This is a genomic window from Actinoplanes xinjiangensis (genome assembly GCF_003148685.1).
GTDB classification, from domain to species: Bacteria; Actinomycetota; Actinomycetes; order Mycobacteriales; family Micromonosporaceae; genus Actinoplanes; species Actinoplanes xinjiangensis.
This window is the reverse complement of the sequence record NZ_QGGR01000013.1, coordinates 25,635-41,781: the sequence shown is the minus strand read 5'-3', so window position 1 is coordinate 41,781 and position 16,147 is coordinate 25,635. Positions and strand designations below refer to the sequence as shown.

At 71.2% G+C, this 16,147-nt stretch carries 17 protein-coding genes and 3 riboswitches; of the genes, 10 read left to right on the top strand and 7 right to left on the bottom strand.

All coding sequences use genetic code 11. From position 1 onward, the window contains the following. Window positions 1–62: 62 nt before the first annotated feature. On the top strand, window positions 63–332 hold the full coding sequence (locus BC793_RS27010) for a hypothetical protein (RefSeq protein ID WP_109597070.1): 270 nt from the start codon (window positions 63–65) through the stop codon (window positions 330–332). Between the two features lie 33 nt (window positions 333–365). On the opposite strand, the gene BC793_RS27005 is transcribed toward BC793_RS27010, so the two are convergent. Beyond that, complete coding sequence (locus BC793_RS27005; RefSeq protein WP_109597595.1) at window positions 366–1,148, bottom strand: GNAT family N-acetyltransferase; 783 nt, start codon at window positions 1,146–1,148, stop codon at window positions 366–368. Between the two features lie 172 nt (window positions 1,149–1,320). On the opposite strand from BC793_RS27005, the gene BC793_RS27000 reads away from it, so the two are divergent. From BC793_RS27000 to BC793_RS26980, 5 genes are all read left to right on the top strand, one after another. Next, window positions 1,321–1,830, top strand: coding sequence for a hypothetical protein (locus BC793_RS27000; RefSeq protein ID WP_146246468.1), 510 nt, complete (start codon window positions 1,321–1,323; stop codon window positions 1,828–1,830). A 59-nt stretch (window positions 1,831–1,889) separates the two neighbouring features. Further along, window positions 1,890–2,081, top strand: a complete 192-nt coding sequence (locus BC793_RS26995; protein ID WP_109597065.1) for a hypothetical protein — start codon at window positions 1,890–1,892, stop codon at window positions 2,079–2,081. A 70-nt stretch (window positions 2,082–2,151) separates the two neighbouring features. Then, a complete protein-coding gene (locus BC793_RS26990) occupies window positions 2,152–2,409 on the top strand; it encodes a hypothetical protein (protein ID WP_109597063.1) in 258 nt (85 codons plus the stop codon). Between the two features lie 93 nt (window positions 2,410–2,502). Continuing rightward, window positions 2,503–2,982, top strand: a complete 480-nt coding sequence (locus BC793_RS26985) for a MarR family winged helix-turn-helix transcriptional regulator (RefSeq protein ID WP_109597061.1) — start codon at window positions 2,503–2,505, stop codon at window positions 2,980–2,982. A gap of 71 nt (window positions 2,983–3,053) precedes the next feature. Continuing rightward, complete coding sequence (locus BC793_RS26980; protein WP_109597059.1) at window positions 3,054–4,445, top strand: MFS transporter; 1,392 nt, start codon at window positions 3,054–3,056, stop codon at window positions 4,443–4,445. Between the two features lie 134 nt (window positions 4,446–4,579). Here the strand turns inward: BC793_RS26980 and BC793_RS26975 are convergent, their stop codons facing one another. Together BC793_RS26975 and BC793_RS26970 are read right to left on the bottom strand one after the other, a co-directional pair. Beyond that, window positions 4,580–5,140, bottom strand: coding sequence for a LysM peptidoglycan-binding domain-containing protein (locus BC793_RS26975; RefSeq protein ID WP_109597056.1), 561 nt, complete (start codon window positions 5,138–5,140; stop codon window positions 4,580–4,582). A gap of 2 nt (window positions 5,141–5,142) precedes the next feature. Further along, window positions 5,143–5,316, bottom strand: a riboswitch (cyclic di-AMP (ydaO/yuaA leader). Between the two features lie 181 nt (window positions 5,317–5,497). Beyond that, window positions 5,498–6,499 carry a CPBP family intramembrane glutamic endopeptidase gene (locus BC793_RS26970; protein ID WP_109597054.1) on the bottom strand — a complete coding sequence of 334 codons (1,002 nt, stop codon included), beginning with the start codon at window positions 6,497–6,499 and terminating at the stop codon, window positions 5,498–5,500. Window positions 6,500–6,596: 97 nt separating this feature from the next. Between BC793_RS26970 and BC793_RS26965 the strand changes: the two genes are divergently transcribed. After that, window positions 6,597–7,100: a GNAT family N-acetyltransferase gene (locus tag BC793_RS26965; protein ID WP_109597589.1), complete on the top strand. Its 504-nt coding sequence runs from the start codon at window positions 6,597–6,599 to the stop codon at window positions 7,098–7,100. Here BC793_RS26965 and BC793_RS26960 read toward each other — a convergent pair. From BC793_RS26960 to BC793_RS26950, 3 genes are all read right to left on the bottom strand, one after another. Then, entirely contained in the window at window positions 7,078–9,795 is a 2,718-nt protein-coding gene (locus tag BC793_RS26960; RefSeq protein WP_158319380.1) for a beta-galactosidase, read from the bottom strand. The two genes, BC793_RS26965 and BC793_RS26960, sit on opposite strands and share 23 nt — an antisense overlap. A gap of 149 nt (window positions 9,796–9,944) precedes the next feature. After that, a complete protein-coding gene (locus BC793_RS26955) occupies window positions 9,945–10,985 on the bottom strand; it encodes a rhamnogalacturonan acetylesterase (RefSeq protein WP_203896388.1) in 1,041 nt (346 codons plus the stop codon). Between the two features lie 61 nt (window positions 10,986–11,046). Beyond that, entirely contained in the window at window positions 11,047–11,952 is a 906-nt protein-coding gene (locus BC793_RS26950) for an NADP-dependent oxidoreductase (RefSeq protein WP_109597050.1), read from the bottom strand. Between the two features lie 130 nt (window positions 11,953–12,082). Here BC793_RS26950 and BC793_RS26945 point away from each other — a divergent pair, with 130 nt between their 5' ends. From BC793_RS26945 to BC793_RS26935, 3 genes are all read left to right on the top strand, one after another. Then, on the top strand, window positions 12,083–12,934 hold the full coding sequence (locus tag BC793_RS26945) for a helix-turn-helix transcriptional regulator (RefSeq protein WP_239170349.1): 852 nt from the start codon (window positions 12,083–12,085) through the stop codon (window positions 12,932–12,934). A gap of 87 nt (window positions 12,935–13,021) precedes the next feature. After that, window positions 13,022–13,116, top strand: a riboswitch (glycine riboswitch). Between the two features lie 4 nt (window positions 13,117–13,120). Next, a riboswitch (glycine riboswitch) is annotated at window positions 13,121–13,207 on the top strand. A 32-nt stretch (window positions 13,208–13,239) separates the two neighbouring features. Beyond that, on the top strand, window positions 13,240–14,292 hold the full coding sequence (gene gcvT, locus BC793_RS26940; RefSeq protein WP_109597046.1) for a glycine cleavage system aminomethyltransferase GcvT: 1,053 nt from the start codon (window positions 13,240–13,242) through the stop codon (window positions 14,290–14,292). A 3-nt stretch (window positions 14,293–14,295) separates the two neighbouring features. Continuing rightward, entirely contained in the window at window positions 14,296–15,582 is a 1,287-nt protein-coding gene (locus BC793_RS26935) for an L-serine ammonia-lyase (RefSeq protein WP_109597044.1), read from the top strand. Window positions 15,583–15,588: 6 nt separating this feature from the next. Here BC793_RS26935 and BC793_RS26930 read toward each other — a convergent pair whose 3' ends face one another. After that, the gene (locus BC793_RS26930; protein ID WP_239170348.1) at window positions 15,589–16,092 is read right to left on the bottom strand and encodes a MarR family winged helix-turn-helix transcriptional regulator; all 504 of its coding nucleotides are present in this window, start codon (window positions 16,090–16,092) and stop codon (window positions 15,589–15,591) included. Window positions 16,093–16,147 lie beyond the last annotated feature (55 nt).

Here is a 16,147-nt window from a genome sequence, read left to right as displayed (position 1 = left end):
TGGAGGCCCGAAACCGGCCGTCTCGTGGCCGGCGGCCGGCTGACCACGGTCATACTCGAACGGTGAATCCCCCGTTCGACCAGGCCGCCGCCGAAGCGGCGGAGGCCGCCGGAGACTGGTCGGTCGCGATCGCCCTGGTGGGCGCGTACGCCGAGTGCTACAGCCGGGATCCCCACCGGCACAACGCGCACCTGTGGCACATCGATCTGCTCGCGAGAGCGGGCCGGTTGACGGACCTGGCGGAGTTCGCCGTGACTGACGTTCATGCCCGGCGCAGACTGCAGCGGCTTCGAGCAGAGCCGGGCGGTCCCCCTTCCGAGCCCGCGAGATAGCGGCTGCCGCTCGGCGCACTCAACCTGGGCGGCTCACGGCGTCCACTGGTAGTGCGTCGAGGTGGTGATCTCGTGGAAGCCGCACCGGCGCAGGATGGGGGCGCTGGCCGGGGACGCGTCGACGTGCAGTAGCCGGAAGCCGCGGGCGACGGCCTCCCGGGCCCGGGCGGCGATCATGGCACGGTAGAGGCCCCGTCCCCGCCACCGCGGCAGGGTCGCGCCGCCGAGCAGCGCGACGAAGTCGGTGCCGGGGCAGTATTCCACCAGGGCGGTGCAGGCGAACTGGTCACCGGCTTCGGCGGCCAGGATGGTGATCTGGTCGGGATCAGCCGACACCCGGGCGGCGAGGTGGTCCGCGACCCAGGAGCAGTCGACCCCGAACGCTTCGGTCTGCTGGCCGGCGAAGCGGCGCAGGTCTTCAGGTTCACTGATCCGCCGCAGTACGACGCCGTCGGGCAGGACCGGTTCGGCGGCCGCCTCCTCGGCGAAGCCGAGCAGCACCGTGGCCGGCTCCTGCGGCGTGAACCCGGCGGCGACCAGGCGATCAGGGAGATCCGCCGGCAGGTCGTGGGCACGAAGTTTCCACTCGACGGCTTCGCCACGGGCCTGGAAGTAGTCCCGCTGCCGGGCGATCAGGTCGTCGAGTTCCGCGCCGGTGACACCGGCATCGCGCGGCGCCCGGATGCGTCCCACATGCCCGCCGACGATCCGGAGAAGGGGACCGTCGTACTCGTACGTCACGCCGGTCGGGATGGCGCCGGTCGGCCGGCGCATCTGCGCGTCGTAGGCGGCGAGCAGGGCCTTGGTATCCACCATGGCCACACGGTGCCAGATGAGCGCCATCGCGGTCCGGCCGCGGGATCGACAAGGTCTGTCACCTCCTTCATCATGGAGTTTCGATCGAAGGGAGTCGCTGTTGTCGGCTACTGGCCAGCTAGTGGTGTCCCGGCGTCTGCTCAAGTTGGAGTATCGCGCCACCAGGGCATACATGCAGAGGGATCTCCACCGGCTGACCCTCGTGGTGGCGAAGCTACGTCGCTGGAAGCCTCGGTTCTATGAGAATCCCGTCTCCGAATTCATCGGCGCCAAGATCGTTCTCGCGCGGGTCCTGTCCTCGCGTGATCTGCCCGGAGACCTCGAGGAGGCGACGAAGGTCGCGGTGGCCACGGAACAGATGCTCCGTCAGAGGCCTTTCCCGGTGGCCACGGCGGGCGTCCAGGAGATGATTGCTCAACTCCTCCGGCAGCAGTATGAAGCCGGCGGGGCGGTCCACCTCATCGACCAGGCGATCAGCTTCGGCGCCCTCTGTCTGGTGGCCACCGATGCCGCCGACGAGGTCCAGTACGCCGAACGGGTCCGCCTGCTGTCCGGACTGCTCGTCACCCTCTATCAGGCCCGGCGTACGCCGGATGACTACGAGCAGGCAGTCCGCTTCTGTGCCAGGTATCCGGGGATCTGCGACGAGGACCGCGAACGCCTGGGCGCCCCTCCCGGGTAGCGGCGAGCGGATCTCCCGGGCCGGCGAATCAGACGATGCCGCGCGGGTATACGGCGATCATGAGTGATGTCGATCCCGAGCAGTACAGCGAGTTCACCACCGAGGACGGGCCGGGCTCCGCCGACGTCGATCCGCACCGCGCCCAGGAGCATCCGGCGCAGGAGGCGCACGGCGGCAGCATGGCCCCCGGCCAGGTCGACGACACCGGGCACCGGACGTCCGAGCCCCTGCCCGGCGAGCTCGACGGATAGCCGTGGCCGGCCGGACGGGAGCGGCGGGATCGCGACGGTAGTTCGCTCGCCTCCCGGGTACCTCCCCGGTATGAGTGACGCACAGGACCGGTATCGACAGAACGATCCCGACCGGGCACGGGGCCTGATCAGTGACGCCCAGGGCGAATTCGTCCAGCAGCATCCCGGCGGCGCGTTCGACCCCCGCACCTTCCGCTCCCGCCGGCCCGCCGCGCCTTCGGCGACAGACGCCGAAGGCCGTCCGGTGGACGAGCCGCCGATGGCTGGCGAGCGCATGGTCGCTCCGGGGTCGGAGTCGGCCAAGACCGGGCGCGACCGGAAGACATAGGTCAGCGGTTGCCTGACGCACCGGACGGGCCGGTGGGGGCGGCGGTGGACCGTACCGGAAGCGGATCATCTGTCTTGGAACTAACCTTGACGGATGACTGCGATGGCGCCTGCGCGGACCGAGACGGACCTGTCGTTTCTGCTGGATCACACCAGCCATGTCCTGCGGACCAGGATGGCGGCGGCGCTCGCCGAGATCGGGTTGACCTCGCGGATGCACTGTGTGCTGGTGCATGCGCTGGAGGAGGAGCGGACGCAGATTCAGCTGGCCGAGCTGGGCGACATGGACAAGACGACCATGGTGGTGACCGTGGACGCGCTGGAGAAGGCCGGTTATGCGGAGCGGCGGCCGTCGAGCACCGATCGCCGGGCGCGGATCATCGCGGTCACGGCGGAGGGGGCCGAGGTGGCGCGGCGCAGTCAGGAGATCGTTGACGGGGTGCACCGGGCGGCGCTCGGCAGCATTCCCGAACAGGAGCGGGACGTGCTGGTCCGCGCCCTGAACCGGCTGGCCGCCGGACATCTGGCCACACCGGTGGAGGGCGGTCGGCGGGCCCGGGAGCGCGCCAAGTAGATCCGAGAGGGATCGTCTACAACAAAACTATCTGCTAGCGTCCTTCCTGTCGTACTGATGGGGAGGATTTCATGCACCGTTGGACCGCGCTCGGCGTTCTGTCCGCCGCCGGGCTGATGACGATTCTCGACGGCAGCATCGTGACCGTGGCGATGCCCGCCATCCAGCAGGATGTGGGGTTCTCGCCGGCCGGGCTCAGCTGGATGGTCAACGCCTACCTGATTCCGTTCGGTGGGCTGCTGCTGCTCGCGGGGCGGCTCGGCGACCTGATCGGGCGGCGCACGATGTTCCTGGCCGGGAACGCCGTTTTCACCGCCGCGTCGCTGCTGGCCGGCCTGGCGGACGGGCCGGGGACGCTGATCGCGGCACGGTTCCTTCAGGGGGTCGGCAGCGCGATGGCGTCGGCCGTGGTGCTGGGCATCCTCGTCACGATCTTCACCGACGGCGGGGAACGGGGCCGCGCGATCGCGATCTTCAGCTTCACCGGGGCGGCCGGCGCGTCCATCGGCCAGGTGCTCGGCGGGGTGCTCACCGACCTCCTGAGCTGGCCGTGGATCTTCTTCATCAACGTGCCGATCGGCCTGGCCACGATCCTGCTGGCACTACGGGTGCTGCCTCGCGATCGCGGGGCCGGACTGTCCGCGGGTGCGGACGTGCTCGGAGCGTTGCTGGTCACGTCCGGGCTGATGATCGGCATCTACACCGTCGTCGAGGGCGGGAGGCACTGGTGGACCGGTGCGGTCGCGCTGATCCTGCTGGGCGGGTTCGTGGTGCGGCAGGCGACCGCCGGGAATCCACTGATGCCGCTGCGGATCCTCCGGTCCCGCACCGTCACCGGGGCGAACCTGACGCAGATGCTCGCGCTGTCCGGCATGTTCGCCTTCCAGATCCTGGTCGCCCTGCACATGCAGAGGGTGCTCGGCTACACCGCCCTGGAGACGGGTCTCGCGATGCTTCCGGCCGCCGTCGGGATCGGCATCGTGTCGCTGTTCGTGTCGGCGCGGCTCAGCGCACGTTTCGGGGCCCGGGCGGTGCTGCTCGCCGGGTTGGTGCTGTTGTTCGCGGCGATGGCGCTGCTGACCCGGATTCCGGTACGGGCCGACTACGTCACCGACCTCCTGCCGGTGATGCTGCTGATCTCCGGTGGCGGCCTGGTCCTGCCGGCGCTGGCGACACTGGGCATGTCCGGGGCACGGGAGAGCGACGCCGGTCTTGCGTCGGGTCTGTTCAACACGACTCAGCAGGTCGGCATGGCGATCGGCGTGGCGGTGCTGTCCACACTGGCCGCCTCGCGCACCGAGGGGCTGCTCGCCGCGGGGTGGACCCAGGCCGAGGCGCTGACCGGCGGGTACCGGCTGGCCTTCGCCACCTCGGCGGGACTGCTGGCCGCCGGATTCCTGGTGGGCCTGGTGGTGCTACGACAGCCACGTGCCGAAGCCACGCTGCAGCCGGCGCGGCGCTGAAGACAACCCGGGTGCCGGACCGTGTCCGGGGTGGTGCCACGCAGCCGCGTGACGGCGCACACCCCGGACACGGGCTCGACGCGCTGGTCCGATTCGTCAGGCCCGGCGTGCGGGCGGCGACCGGAAAGCCCGGGTCAGAGGCGGATGCGCTGACCCGCGAAGATCAGGCCGGGGCTGCGCAGCTTGTCCTTGTTCAGCGCGTAGAGCGTACGCCAGCCGCCCTTGACCTTGTATTTCCTGGCGATCGAGGCGAGGGTGTCGCCGGAGCGGATCACGTAGGTCTTGCCGCTGGGCTTCTTGGCGACGGCCTTCTTCTTCTTGGACGCCGTCGTCGTCTTCTTGTAGACGCCCGCCTTCTTCCCGCAGGTGGGCCAGGGGCTCAGCCCACGCTTGGCGTGGAGCTTGTTGGCGATGGCGATCTGCTCGGCCTTGGTGGCCCGGTCGGCGGTCGGGGCGTATTTGCCGCCGCCGTTCGCCTTCCACGTGCTGCGGCTGAACTGCAGGCCGCCGTAATACCCGTTGCCGGTGTTGATGTGCCACCTGCCGCCGGACTCGCATTTGGCGACGACGTCCCAGTTGACCTGGCGCGCGGCCTGGGCCGGGGTGGCCGGGCCGAGCAGGACGCCTGCTCCGGTGACTCCGGCTGTCGCCAGAACCAGGGCAAGGCGAACTCGTCTACTACCGATCCGAGACATGGAGATCCTCCACGCCTACGAGGTGAGCTGTCGGGTTCGGGCGGATTCAGGCCCGGCCGCGTGCACACGGCTTCACCCCGAGGCGCGCATCCCGCGCGCCGTGAAAAGTGGGTCCCCCGCTCCTGCCGTCTGGATCGCGTCTGTGGAACGGCGGCAGGATTCGGCGGTCCGTCCACAGTGCCCGCGTCGCGGGACGGCCCGACGGTAACCACGTCGATGGGCCGTAAGCCAAGCTCACGGCCCTCGATAGTGACGTTCTTCTCAGAATTTGCCCGCTTTGATCTTGTTAGCGCCCGGAAATTTCCGATACTGCGCTTATACCTATTTCATCCTGTTTTTTCGCGCCTCAGCGGGACGTCACGCCCCCGGCCGAAACCCGTGGGCCGGGGGCCACGAAAGCGGCGGAGCGAAGGGGGCACCGGAGGCCGGGCCGTACCCGGCTGTCGGATAGGAGACGATCGGGGTCACCGTGACGAGTTCCCGGCGGCGGGCCAGCCAGACGATCACCGCGGCGAACCCGATCAGGATCGGCACATCGACGGCGAACCCCTGCCACGGCATGTCGGCGGCGGTCTCGTCGATCGTCAGCTGCCCGAACGCGGCCGCCACCAGAGTGCCGAGCAGATTGTTCATGACGTGCAGCGCGACCGCCGCCTCCAGGCCACCGGTCCGCACCGTCACCCAGCCGGCCACCACACCGAACACCATCAGGTCGGCGAACCCCCACGGTGTACCCCAGCCGTGCAGCGCCGCGAACACCGCCGCCTGCAGCAGGATCGGCAGCCACGGACTGCGCAGCCACGCACCCGCGCCCTGGAGCAGCCAGCCGCGGCACACGTACTCCTCGGCGGCGGCCTGCAACGGCACCACGGCCAGCACCACGGCCGCCGACACCAGGAACGGGCCCCAGCCGGCCAGCGGATCGCCGAGCCCGGCATCCTCACCGGTGACCGCGGTCAGCGCGGTGCCGGCGGTCAGGAACAGGATGATCGTCACCGTCGCGACGGCCAGACAGACGCCCAGCCATCGCCAGCGGATCCGTCCGGTCACCGAGGACAGGGTCCCGGCCGGGCGCCGCTGGATCCAGCGGGCCGCGATCAGCACGAACGGCAGGATCACCGCGATCGACAGGAACCCCACCGCCAGTTCGGCCAGCGGCCCGAAGGTGGCGGTGCCGTCCGGCCCGTCCGGGCGCCCGGAGACCTCGGCCGCGATCACGTAGGCCCCGTAGCCGGCGATCATCGCGGCGAACCCGGCGGCGAGGATGAACAGGGTGCCCACCGGAAACCGCCACCAGCGGTGGACGGCGGTGCGGGCGAGACGGTGGTACGGGCTGCCGGCCGGCGGGGCGATCATCATGACGACGAGTCTCGTCTTCGGCGACGGCCGGCGGATCCAGCCGCAGCCGGATATGCGTCCCTAACCTCGGATATAGGCGTCCGGCAGAATGCCGCTCATGGAACCACCCGAGATGATCAATGCCGGTGACCTCGTCCTGAAGCGCTGGGAACCGGAATGGTCCGCCGAACTGGTCGCCGCCGTCCAGGAGTCACTGCCCGAGCTGGCGCCGTTCCTGCCGTTCGCCACCCCGGACTACGGTCTCGCCGCGGCCCGCGACTACACCGAGCGGTCGGCGGCGAACTGGGCGGCCGGCACCGAGTTCAACTACGCGATCTTCACGACCGTCGGTGACCTGATCGGCTCGATCGGGCTGATGACCCGGCCCGGTCCGGGCGCTCTGGAGATCGGCTACTGGCTGCGGACGCCGTGGGCCGGCCAGGGCCGGATGACCGCCGCGGTGACCGTCCTGTCCCGGGTGGCGCTCTCCCTGCCGGGGATCGAGCGCCTGGTCATCCGGCACGACCAGGTCAACCACGCGTCCGCCGCGGTCGCCGCCAGGGCCGGTTTCGCCGAGACCGGCCGTGACGGCGACGACGTCATCCGGGAACACCGGGGCTGAGCAGCACCACGACGCCGCGGGCCGGCAGCGTCCGCGGCGCACCGGCCACTGCGGACAGGTCGACCGGCTCGGCGGTGCGGTTGATCAGGAAGCGGACCGGGCCGCGGACCGCGAGTTCGACCTTCCCGCGCAGGTCCGGCGGCAGCTCACTGACGACACCGGCAGGCGACAGCAGCTCGTCGAGGATCACGAGCAGGCCTGGCGGCCCCAACCGGGTCGAGATGTACGCGGCAGAGCCCGCACCCACCACGCGACGGGTGACGGCCGCCCCGCCGTCGAGATAGGTGGCCAGCACCGTGACCGCCGGGTCGGTCACCTCCACCCGCTCCGACCAGAGGGTGCCGGACGTGCCGGTGGACAGCGGCACCGACTCGCCGTCGAGCAGCGGCGCGAACTCCTCGACCCGGATGCCGAGCAGGTCACGCAGCGCACCGGGATAACCGCCGAGCCAGGCGTGGTCGAACTCGTCGACGATGCCGGAGAAGTACGTCGTCACCAGGTGCCCGCCGCCGGCCACGTACTCCTCCAGACGGTGCTTGAGGGCGGCCGGGACCAGGTGCAGGATCGGGGCCACCACCAGGCGGTAGCCGGTCAGGTCGGCGGACACCGGCACCACGTCGGCGCGGACACCGGCGTCGAGCAGGGCGGTGTACCAGTCGAGGGCCTCGTCGCGGTAGCGCAGCCGGTCGGTCGGGTGCGAGTCCTGTTCGGCGGCCCACCACGACTCGTAATCGATCACCACGGCGACGTCGGACGGCGTACGGGCAAGGCCCGCGACGCCGGACAGCGACCGCAACCGCGCGCCCAGCCCGGTGACCGCCGCGAAGATCGCGCTGGAGGTTCCGGCGTGCGGCAGCATCGCCGAGTGGAACTTCTCGGCGCCGGCCCGCGACTGCCGCCACTGGAAGAAGCAGACACCGTCGGCACCGTGGGCGACATGCGTGAGCGAGTCGCGAGCCAGTTCCCCGGGAAGTTTCGGCACGTTGACCGGCTGCCAGTTGACCGCACTGGTCGAGTGCTCCATCAGGAACCAGGGCCGGCCGGTGATCAGGTTGCCGCAGAGGTTGGCGGAGAAGGACAGCTCGTCGCGCGACTGCGGGCCGGGCCGGGTGTAGTGGTCGTTGGCGACGAAGTCCACCTCGGCCGCCCAGTCCGGGTAGTTCATCTCGTTGATCGGCCCGGCGACCATGAAGTTCGTCGTCACCGGCACGTCCGGGGTGATCTCCCGCAGGATCCGCCGCTCGGCCAGGTAGTAGTCCTTGAGCGCGTCCGAGGAGAACCGTTTGAAGTCCAGCTGCTGCGTCGGGTTGACCGGCCCGTTCGCGTACCGCGGCGGCAGGATCTGCTCCCACTCGCCGTAACGTTGCGACCAGAAGTCGGTGCCCCAGGCCGCGTTCAGGGCGTCCAGGGTGGTGTAACGGCGCCGCAGCCAGCCCCGGAAGGCGCGCGCCGCGTCGTCGGAGTAATCGTGGACGTTGTGGCAGCCCAGCTCGTTGTTGACGTGCCACGCCGCGAGCGCCGGATGGTCCGCGTAACGCCTGGCGAGTGCCCGGACCAGGCGCAGCGCGTGCTCCCGGAAGACCGGCGAGGTGGGCCGCCAGTGCTGGCGGGCGCCCGGCCACACGGTCCGGCCGTCCCGGTCGACCGGCAGGATCTCCGGATGTCCCGTGGTCAGCCACGGCGGCGGTGACGCGGTCGGCGTGGCCAGATTGACCAGGATGCCCCCGGCGTGCAGCAGGTCCATCACCTCGTCGAGCCAGCCGAAGTCGTAGCGGCGCTCGGCCGGTTCGAGCCGGGCCCACGCGAAGATGCCGAGCGAGACGATCGTGACACCGGCCTCGCGCATCGCCCGGACGTCGTCGGCCCACACCTCGCGCGGCCACTGCTCGGGGTTGTAGTCGGCACCGAACTCGATCCGCGGCTCGCCGTCGCGCCGCAGCCAGCGCGGGGCCCGGCGGGGTGCGCGCAACGCGGCCGCGAAGAAACCGAGCGAGGCGTCCACCGCGTCCGGCACGTCGTCCGGCCGGTTGAGGTGCCCGTGCGTGGTGCCCGGGGCCAGGAACGACTCGGCCGGCACACCGGCCTCGCGCAGCTGCCGCTCCAGCAGCTCGCCGGAGGGGCGCAGATCGTCGGATTCGGACAGCACGATGTACGCCGGGGGCAGGCCGTCGAGGCGGGCCGCACCTGGCAGCGCGTCGACGGGCAGATCACTGATCCGGCCCACATAGTTGCGGACCATGTCCTCGATGTTCTCCAGAGTGCGGCCGTGCCCGAGCGTCGGCGTCGGGAAGTGCGCGAACGGGTAGGCCAGCAGGAGCAGGTCGGGCGGGTCCGCCGTCGCCCGCAGTGCCGCCGACACGGCCAGGGCGGCTCCCGCGCTGGCGCCGCCGATCGCGCGGCGGTCCGGCAGATCGGTGCGGGCGGTCACCCAGGTCCAGACGGCGTGCACGTCGTCGATCGGCACCGGGTAGCGGACCCCGTCGACGGCCAGCCGGTAGCCGACCGAGACGACGACCGCGTTCGCCCGGCGGCACAGCTCGGCGCTGACCATGTCGGCCTCGGGCATGTCCAGGTCGCCGTGCCGGAAGCCGCCGCCGTGCGCCCAGACGAGCACCGCCTCGGCGGGGCCGTCCGGCTCATAGACGCGTACCGGAATCGGGCCGTGCGGCCCCGTCACCTCGAGATCAGCCCGCATGATCCTCATCCTTCTGAAACGTATTTACCGGGGCAAGCGCTTTCCCGGCTGACGGAAGGCGCACCGGTCCCGCGATCCGTCGGGTCACCGGCTGGTTCCCACCGCTGTCTCAGCCGGGGCGAGACAGCGGTGGGAACCAGCCGGATCCTTCACCGCCAGACGTACGGCGGGAGCAGGCGCGACTGCCGCAGCCGGGACAGGACGAGCCGGCCGATCCGGTCCGCGCCGTACTCGGAGAAGTGCGTGTTGTCCCGCTTCTCGTCGTACAGGAAGATCGGCTTCGACGCCTCGGCACCGAGACCCTCGACCAGCGCGGCACTGTCGCCGGTCAGGTCGACGTAGGGCACGTCCAGTTCGGTCGCGACCGCCTCCATCTCCATGGGCAGGTCCACGCCGAGACCGTTGACATGCCGCGCGACCGCGGTCAGCCGCCCGGTCGTGTCGAACAGGCGCCGCACCGGCGGACTGACCAGCACCGGCCGCGCGTGCACGGCCCGCAGCTCGCCGACCATCCGGGTCAGGTTGGCCCGGTAGTCCCCGGCGGTCGTCGCCTTGTCGTTGTGCCCGAACTGGAGCACCACCACGTCACCGCGCCCGACCCGCGGCAGCATCGTCGCCCACAGTCGCGGATCGGCCAGGAACGACGCCGTACCCTCCCCCGAGTCGGCGTAGTTGACCACCGTCACCCCGCGCCGCAGGTGCTGCGGAACGGCCTGGCCCCAGCCGGTGTACGGCACGACGGCCTGATCGCAGACGGTCGAGTCAGCAGCGAGGAACAACTGCGGGACCCGGCGCGGCGCGGGACGGACGGTCACCCGGCGCACCTGCGGGGCCGTGCCGGTGAAGGTGAGGGTCAGCCCCGGCGTGCCGGCGCCGGGCAGGGTCGGCTCGCCCTCCGGCTCCCGCACGTCGACGCTGAAGTCCCGGCGGGCGAACCGGCCCGCCCCGGTGACGGTCTCGGCGAGCATCATCCGGCGGGCCTCGGCCTGGACCGCGGTGCTGCCGGCGGTGTCCGGGCTGCCGAGGAGGACGGAGACGTCGTACCCACCGGGGGCCACGTCGTAGTGGCAGACCACCGGCGCGGTCCCGGTGCACTCCCCGGGGAGGTCACGGCGATCGCCGGCCAGAGCCGGGCCCGGCACCGCCACCACCGCGGCGGTGGCCAGCGCCAGCACTCGTGTTCTTCTCATCGCCGCACTCCCATCGATGTTTTGAAACGTTTACATCGATGACACCCGATCGGTCAAGATGTCAGGGATGCAGGATCAGCTTGCCGCGGACGTGGCCGGTGGCGCTGCGGTCCTGCGCCTTCCCCGCCTCGGCGAGCGCGAACGTCCCGGCCACCTCGACCCGCAACCCGCCGGTCACGGCCAGATCGGCCAGTGCCGCCAGGGCCTCCGCGCCGCGTTCGCCGTCGGCCGAGAACGGAACGCCCCAGCGCTGGGCGCCCACCGCGTCGGCGATCGTGATGATCCGGTCCGTACCGCCCCGTACCTGCACCGACGCCTCCAGCGCACCCTGGCCGGCCGCGTCGAAGACGGCGTCGACACCCTGCGGCGCGGCGGCACGGACCCGGTCGGCGAGACCGTCGCCGTACGCCACCGGGATCGCGCCGAGCGAGCGCAGATAGTCGTGATTGGCCGGTGACGCGGTACCGATCACGGTCGCACCGCGGGCCACCGCCAACTGGACCGCCACCCCGCCCACACCACCGGCCGCCCCGTGCAGCAGAACCGTCTCGCCCTTCTCGACCGCCAGCAGGTCCAGGATCCGCTGGGCGGTCTCGCCGGCCACCGGCAGCGCCGCGGCCTCGTCCCAGCCCAGCCCGGCCGGCTTCCGGGCGACGACGGTGGCCAGCGCGAACCCGGCGTACGACCCGGTGTCGGTGAACCCGAACACCTCGTCACCGGCCGCCAGGCCGGTCACCCCCGCACCGACCTCGTCGACGACGCCGGCCGCCTCCCAGCCGGGTGTCGCCGGGAACGTGGTGGTGAACACCTGCGCCAGCCACCCGTTACGGATCTTGTGGTCGACCGGGTTGACACCGGCCGACACCACCCGCAGCCGGATCTGGCCGGGACCCGGCTGCGGCACGTCGACCTCGGCCACCCGCAGCACCTCGGGCCCACCGAACCGGTCGAAGACGATCGCCTCCATGACTGCCACCTCTCTCGTGGATCGCTGTGGCACCAGGTTGCGGCGGCGGCGAACGGTTGTGGAGCGGACCTGTCTGCCTAGGACCGGCGATCCGTGGCTGCGATCCGGCGGATGCGCGAGCATGACAGGCATGGATCGACGTGAGCTGGCCGACTTCATCCGCCGGTGCCGGGAACGGTTGCGGCCGCAGGAGGTCGGGCTGGCGGCGGGACCGCGGCGGCGTACCCCCGGGTTGCGCCGTGAAGAGGTGGCGATCCTCGCCGGCATGTCGGCCGATTATCTGATGCGCCTGGAACAGGCGCGCAGCCCGCAACCGTCACCGCAGGTGCTGCGGTCGCTCGGGCAGGCACTGCGGCTCAGCGACGACGAACGGGACCACCTGTACCTGCTGGCCGGTCATCGGCCGCCGGCCGGGCGCCTGGCCGGCACCCACGTACGGCCGGGTCTGCTGTATCTGCTCGATCAGGTGACCGGGGTCCCGGCCCAGGTCCTCAGCGACCTCGGGGACCTGCTGGCGCAGAACGCGCTGGCCGAGACCCTGTTCGGCGACATCTGCCCGCCGATGCGGCACGACCACGACCAGGACCACAACATCGTGTGGCGGTGGTTCAACGACCCAAGGATCCGGCTGGCACACCCGGCCGGGGAGCACGACTACCTGAGCCGGGTGTACGTCGCCGACCTGCGGGCCGCGGTCGCCCGGCGCGGCAACGATCCGGTGGCGATATCGCTGGTGCGACGGATGCGGGCCGGCAGTGGCGAGTTCGCCGGCCTGTGGGACCGGCACGAGGTGGCGGTCCCACGGGAGAGCCGTCTGCTGGTGCAGCACCCGACGGTCGGGCTGCTCGAACTCGACTGCGAGACGCTGCTGACCCCGGCCGAGGATCAACGGCTGGTGCTGCTCACCGCACCGCCCGGCAGCCCTACCGCCGGCCACCTCGAACTGCTGCGGGTGGTGGGCCGGGAGACCTTCGCCGGTTGAACGCACTGCCGGGCTGTCCTTGCCGGCCCGCCGCGAACGGCGCACCTTGGGGTATGGTCGGCCGACCACAACTCGATACTTCGCCGCAACCCCGCCGCGGGAGAGTCCTCGCAGTTCAGCGAGGCGCCGAAGGAGCAACTTCTCCCTCAGAATCTCTCAGGCCCCAGTACCGCGACGGTCAGGCGACTCTGGAAAGTCAGCTCTTCTCGGAGGGCTGCGCCCACGGTGCAAGCCGCCCTCCGGCGGTGAACCTCTCAGGCAGAGATGACAGAGCGAGGGAGGCCCAACCCGACGAGGAGCCTCCGTTGCGCCACACCGCCCTGCACCACGTCCACCAGCGTCTCGGCGCCACCATGACCGGTTTCGCCGGCTGGTCGATGCCGCTGCGCTACGGCAGTGACATCGCCGAGCACCACACCGTCCGGACCGGCGCCGGCCTGTTCGATCTCGGTCACATGGGCCAGATCGAGGTGACCGGCCAGGATGCCGCCGCGTTCCTGGACCACGCACTGGTGGGCCGGCTGTCGACGGTCGCGGTGGGCCGCGCGAAATACACCATGCTGTGCCACACGACCGGCGGTGTCCTCGACGACCTGGTCGTCTACCGGCTGGCCGAGGACCGCTTCCTGGTGGTGGCCAACGCCGCCAACGCCGCGGTGGTACGGGCGATGCTCGGCGAGCACTCCGGCGGCTACACCGTCGCGATCACTGATCTGGACCGGTCACTGATCGCCGTGCAGGGTCCCCAGGCCGTCTCAGTGGTCGGCGCGCACCCGGATCTGCGCTACTACGGCATCCGCCCGGAGCGGCTGGCCGGGCACGACGTGCTGCTGGCCCGTACCGGCTACACCGGCGAGGACGGCTTCGAGATCTACTGCGCGAACGCCGACGCCGAGGCGATCTGGGCCTGGGCGTCCGGCAACGGGGCCGTCGCGTGCGGGCTGGCCTGCCGGGACACGCTGCGGCTGGAGGCCGGGATGCCGCTGTACGGCCACGAGCTGACCCTGCGCACCACCCCGTTCCACGCCGGTCTGGGCCGGGTCGTCGCCCTGGACAAGCCGGACTTCGTCGGCGCCGCCGCCCTCCGTACCGCCCGCCCGGACCGCCTGCTCGCCGGCCTGGTGACCAAGGGCCGGCGCTCCCCCCGCGCCGGTCACGCGGTCCTCGACCCGGACACCGGCGACCGCATCGGCGAGGTGACCAGCGGCGTGCCCTCCCCCACGCTGGGCCATCCGATCGCCATGGCGTACCTGCCGGCCGACCGCATCGAACCCGGCACCCGCGTCCTCGTCGACATCCGCGGCAGCCGCGAAGAGGCCGAGGTCGTCGCGCTGCCGTTCTACCGCAGGCAGGGCTGAGCCGTGACCGTCTCCGTCTTCGACCTGTTCTCCATCGGCATCGGCCCGTCCAGCTCGCACACGGTCGGCCCGATGCGTGCGGCCCGGCTCTTCACCGCCCACCTGACCGGAATCGACCAGGTGGCGACCGTGCGGGCCGAACTGTTCGGCTCCCTCGGCGCGACCGGGCACGGCCACGGCACGCCGCGGGCGGTGCTGCTCGGCCTCCAGGGCGAGGATCCGGAGACGGTCGACACCACCCTCGAACCGTCCCCGGACGCCACCGGCTTCGACGTCGACCTGGTCCTGCACCGGCGCCGCGCGCTGCCCGGGCACCCCAACGGCATGCGCTTCACCGCACTCGCCGCCGACGGCGCCGAGCTGCTGACCAGGACCTACTTCTCGGTCGGCGGCGGGTTCGTGGTCGCTGACGGCTCTTCGGCGGTACGCCCGGAGCACACGCCCGTGCCTCACCCGTTCTCCTCCGGTGCCGACCTGCTGGAACTGACCCGGACCACGGGGCTGTCGATCTCGCGGCTGATGCTGCTCAACGAGTCCGCTCGCCGGCCGGTCGCCGAGGTGCGGACCGGGCTGCTCGGCATCTGGCGGGTCATGAACGCATGCATCGACGAGGGGCTGGAGGCGGAGGGCGTACTCCCCGGGGGTCTGAAGGTCCGTCGCCGGGCGGCGCTGACCGCCCGCAAGCTGACCGCCGACGGTGACCCGATGGAGTGGCTGACCGTCTACGCCATGGCGGTCAACGAGCAGAACGCGGCAGGCGGCCGGGTGGTGACCGCCCCGACCAACGGCGCCGCCGGGATCATTCCGGCCGTGCTGCGCTACTACCTGGACTTCGTGCCCGGCGCCGACGCCGAAGGCGTGGTGCGGTTCCTGCTGGCGGCGGGAGCGATCGGGCACCTGTTCAAGGAGAACGCGTCGATCTCCGGGGCGGAGGTCGGCTGTCAGGGTGAGGTCGGCTCGGCGTGCGCGATGGCCGCGGCCGGGCTCGCCGAGGTGCTCGGCGGCACCCCGGAGCAGGTGGAGAACGCCGCCGAGATCGGCATGGAACACAACCTCGGCCTCACCTGCGACCCGGTCGGCGGCCTGGTGCAGATCCCCTGCATCGAACGCAACGGCATGGGCGCCGTCAAGGCCGTCACCGCCGCGCGGATGGCGCTGCGTGGCGACGGCCGCCACCACGTCTCCCTCGACAAGGTCATCAAGACCATGAAGGAGACCGGCGCCGACATGAAGATCAAGTACAAGGAGACGTCCCGCGGCGGCCTGGCCGTCAACGTCATCGAGTGCTGAGCGCCGTCATCTCTTCCGGGGGCGGCGCTGCGCCTCCGGTCGCACCTGCGCGACGGCCTCGCAGAGGTCGGTCAGCGGGTCGCGGGCCTGCGCGCTGCAGGCGATCGACTGGAGCAGGCCCCGGAACGACGCGGCGTCGGCGGGTGCGAGCGCGCTGAGCACGTGCGCCTCGACGTGCTGGAGCGCGTCGCGGTGAGACTGCCAGGTCTCGTGGCCCTTGGCGGTCGCGATGACGAGACGGCTCCGGCGGTCGGCCGGGTCGGGGTGCCGGGCGACCAGCCCGGCCCGCTCCAGGTCGTCGATCAGGTAGGTCAGGATGGTCCGGTCGATGCCCAGCTCGGCGCCGATCGCGCCCTGGTTGCGGGGCGGTTCGCCGACCGCCGCGGAGAGCACCTGATAGCCGCGCGGGCCGCCGGGCAGGTCACCGAGGGCGTGGTCGGCGGCCTTGGCGTAGGCACGGAACACCACTCCCAGCATCCAGCCGAGATCACCTTCGAGGGGCGTCGTCACACGGCCACCCTAGCTCAGCTCAGCAGAAGTTCTGCAAAGCAAATGTTCTGTTTGA

What these genes read in the sequence shown, in the direction of transcription:
- BC793_RS26975 (WP_109597056.1), bottom strand. Translation starts at nt 5,140, where the DNA reads ATGTCTCGGATCGGTAGTAGACGAGTTCGCCTTGCCCTGGTTCTGGCG.
- BC793_RS27005 (WP_109597595.1), bottom strand. Translation starts at nt 1,148, where the DNA reads ATGGTGGATACCAAGGCCCTGCTCGCCGCCTACGACGCGCAGATGCGC.
- BC793_RS26985 (WP_109597061.1), top strand. Translation starts at nt 2,503, where the DNA reads ATGACTGCGATGGCGCCTGCGCGGACCGAGACGGACCTGTCGTTTCTG.
- BC793_RS26950 (WP_109597050.1), bottom strand. Translation starts at nt 11,952, where the DNA reads ATGGAGGCGATCGTCTTCGACCGGTTCGGTGGGCCCGAGGTGCTGCGG.
- BC793_RS27000 (WP_146246468.1), top strand. Translation starts at nt 1,321, where the DNA reads ATGCAGAGGGATCTCCACCGGCTGACCCTCGTGGTGGCGAAGCTACGT.
- BC793_RS26980 (WP_109597059.1), top strand. Translation starts at nt 3,054, where the DNA reads ATGCACCGTTGGACCGCGCTCGGCGTTCTGTCCGCCGCCGGGCTGATG.
- BC793_RS26960 (WP_158319380.1), bottom strand. Translation starts at nt 9,795, where the DNA reads ATGCGGGCTGATCTCGAGGTGACGGGGCCGCACGGCCCGATTCCGGTA.
- BC793_RS26970 (WP_109597054.1), bottom strand. Translation starts at nt 6,499, where the DNA reads ATGATGATCGCCCCGCCGGCCGGCAGCCCGTACCACCGTCTCGCCCGC.
- BC793_RS26965 (WP_109597589.1), top strand. Translation starts at nt 6,597, where the DNA reads ATGGAACCACCCGAGATGATCAATGCCGGTGACCTCGTCCTGAAGCGC.
- BC793_RS26995 (WP_109597065.1), top strand. Translation starts at nt 1,890, where the DNA reads ATGAGTGATGTCGATCCCGAGCAGTACAGCGAGTTCACCACCGAGGAC.
- BC793_RS26945 (WP_239170349.1), top strand. Translation starts at nt 12,083, where the DNA reads ATGGATCGACGTGAGCTGGCCGACTTCATCCGCCGGTGCCGGGAACGG.
- BC793_RS26990 (WP_109597063.1), top strand. Translation starts at nt 2,152, where the DNA reads ATGAGTGACGCACAGGACCGGTATCGACAGAACGATCCCGACCGGGCA.
- BC793_RS26955 (WP_203896388.1), bottom strand. Translation starts at nt 10,985, where the DNA reads ATGAGAAGAACACGAGTGCTGGCGCTGGCCACCGCCGCGGTGGTGGCG.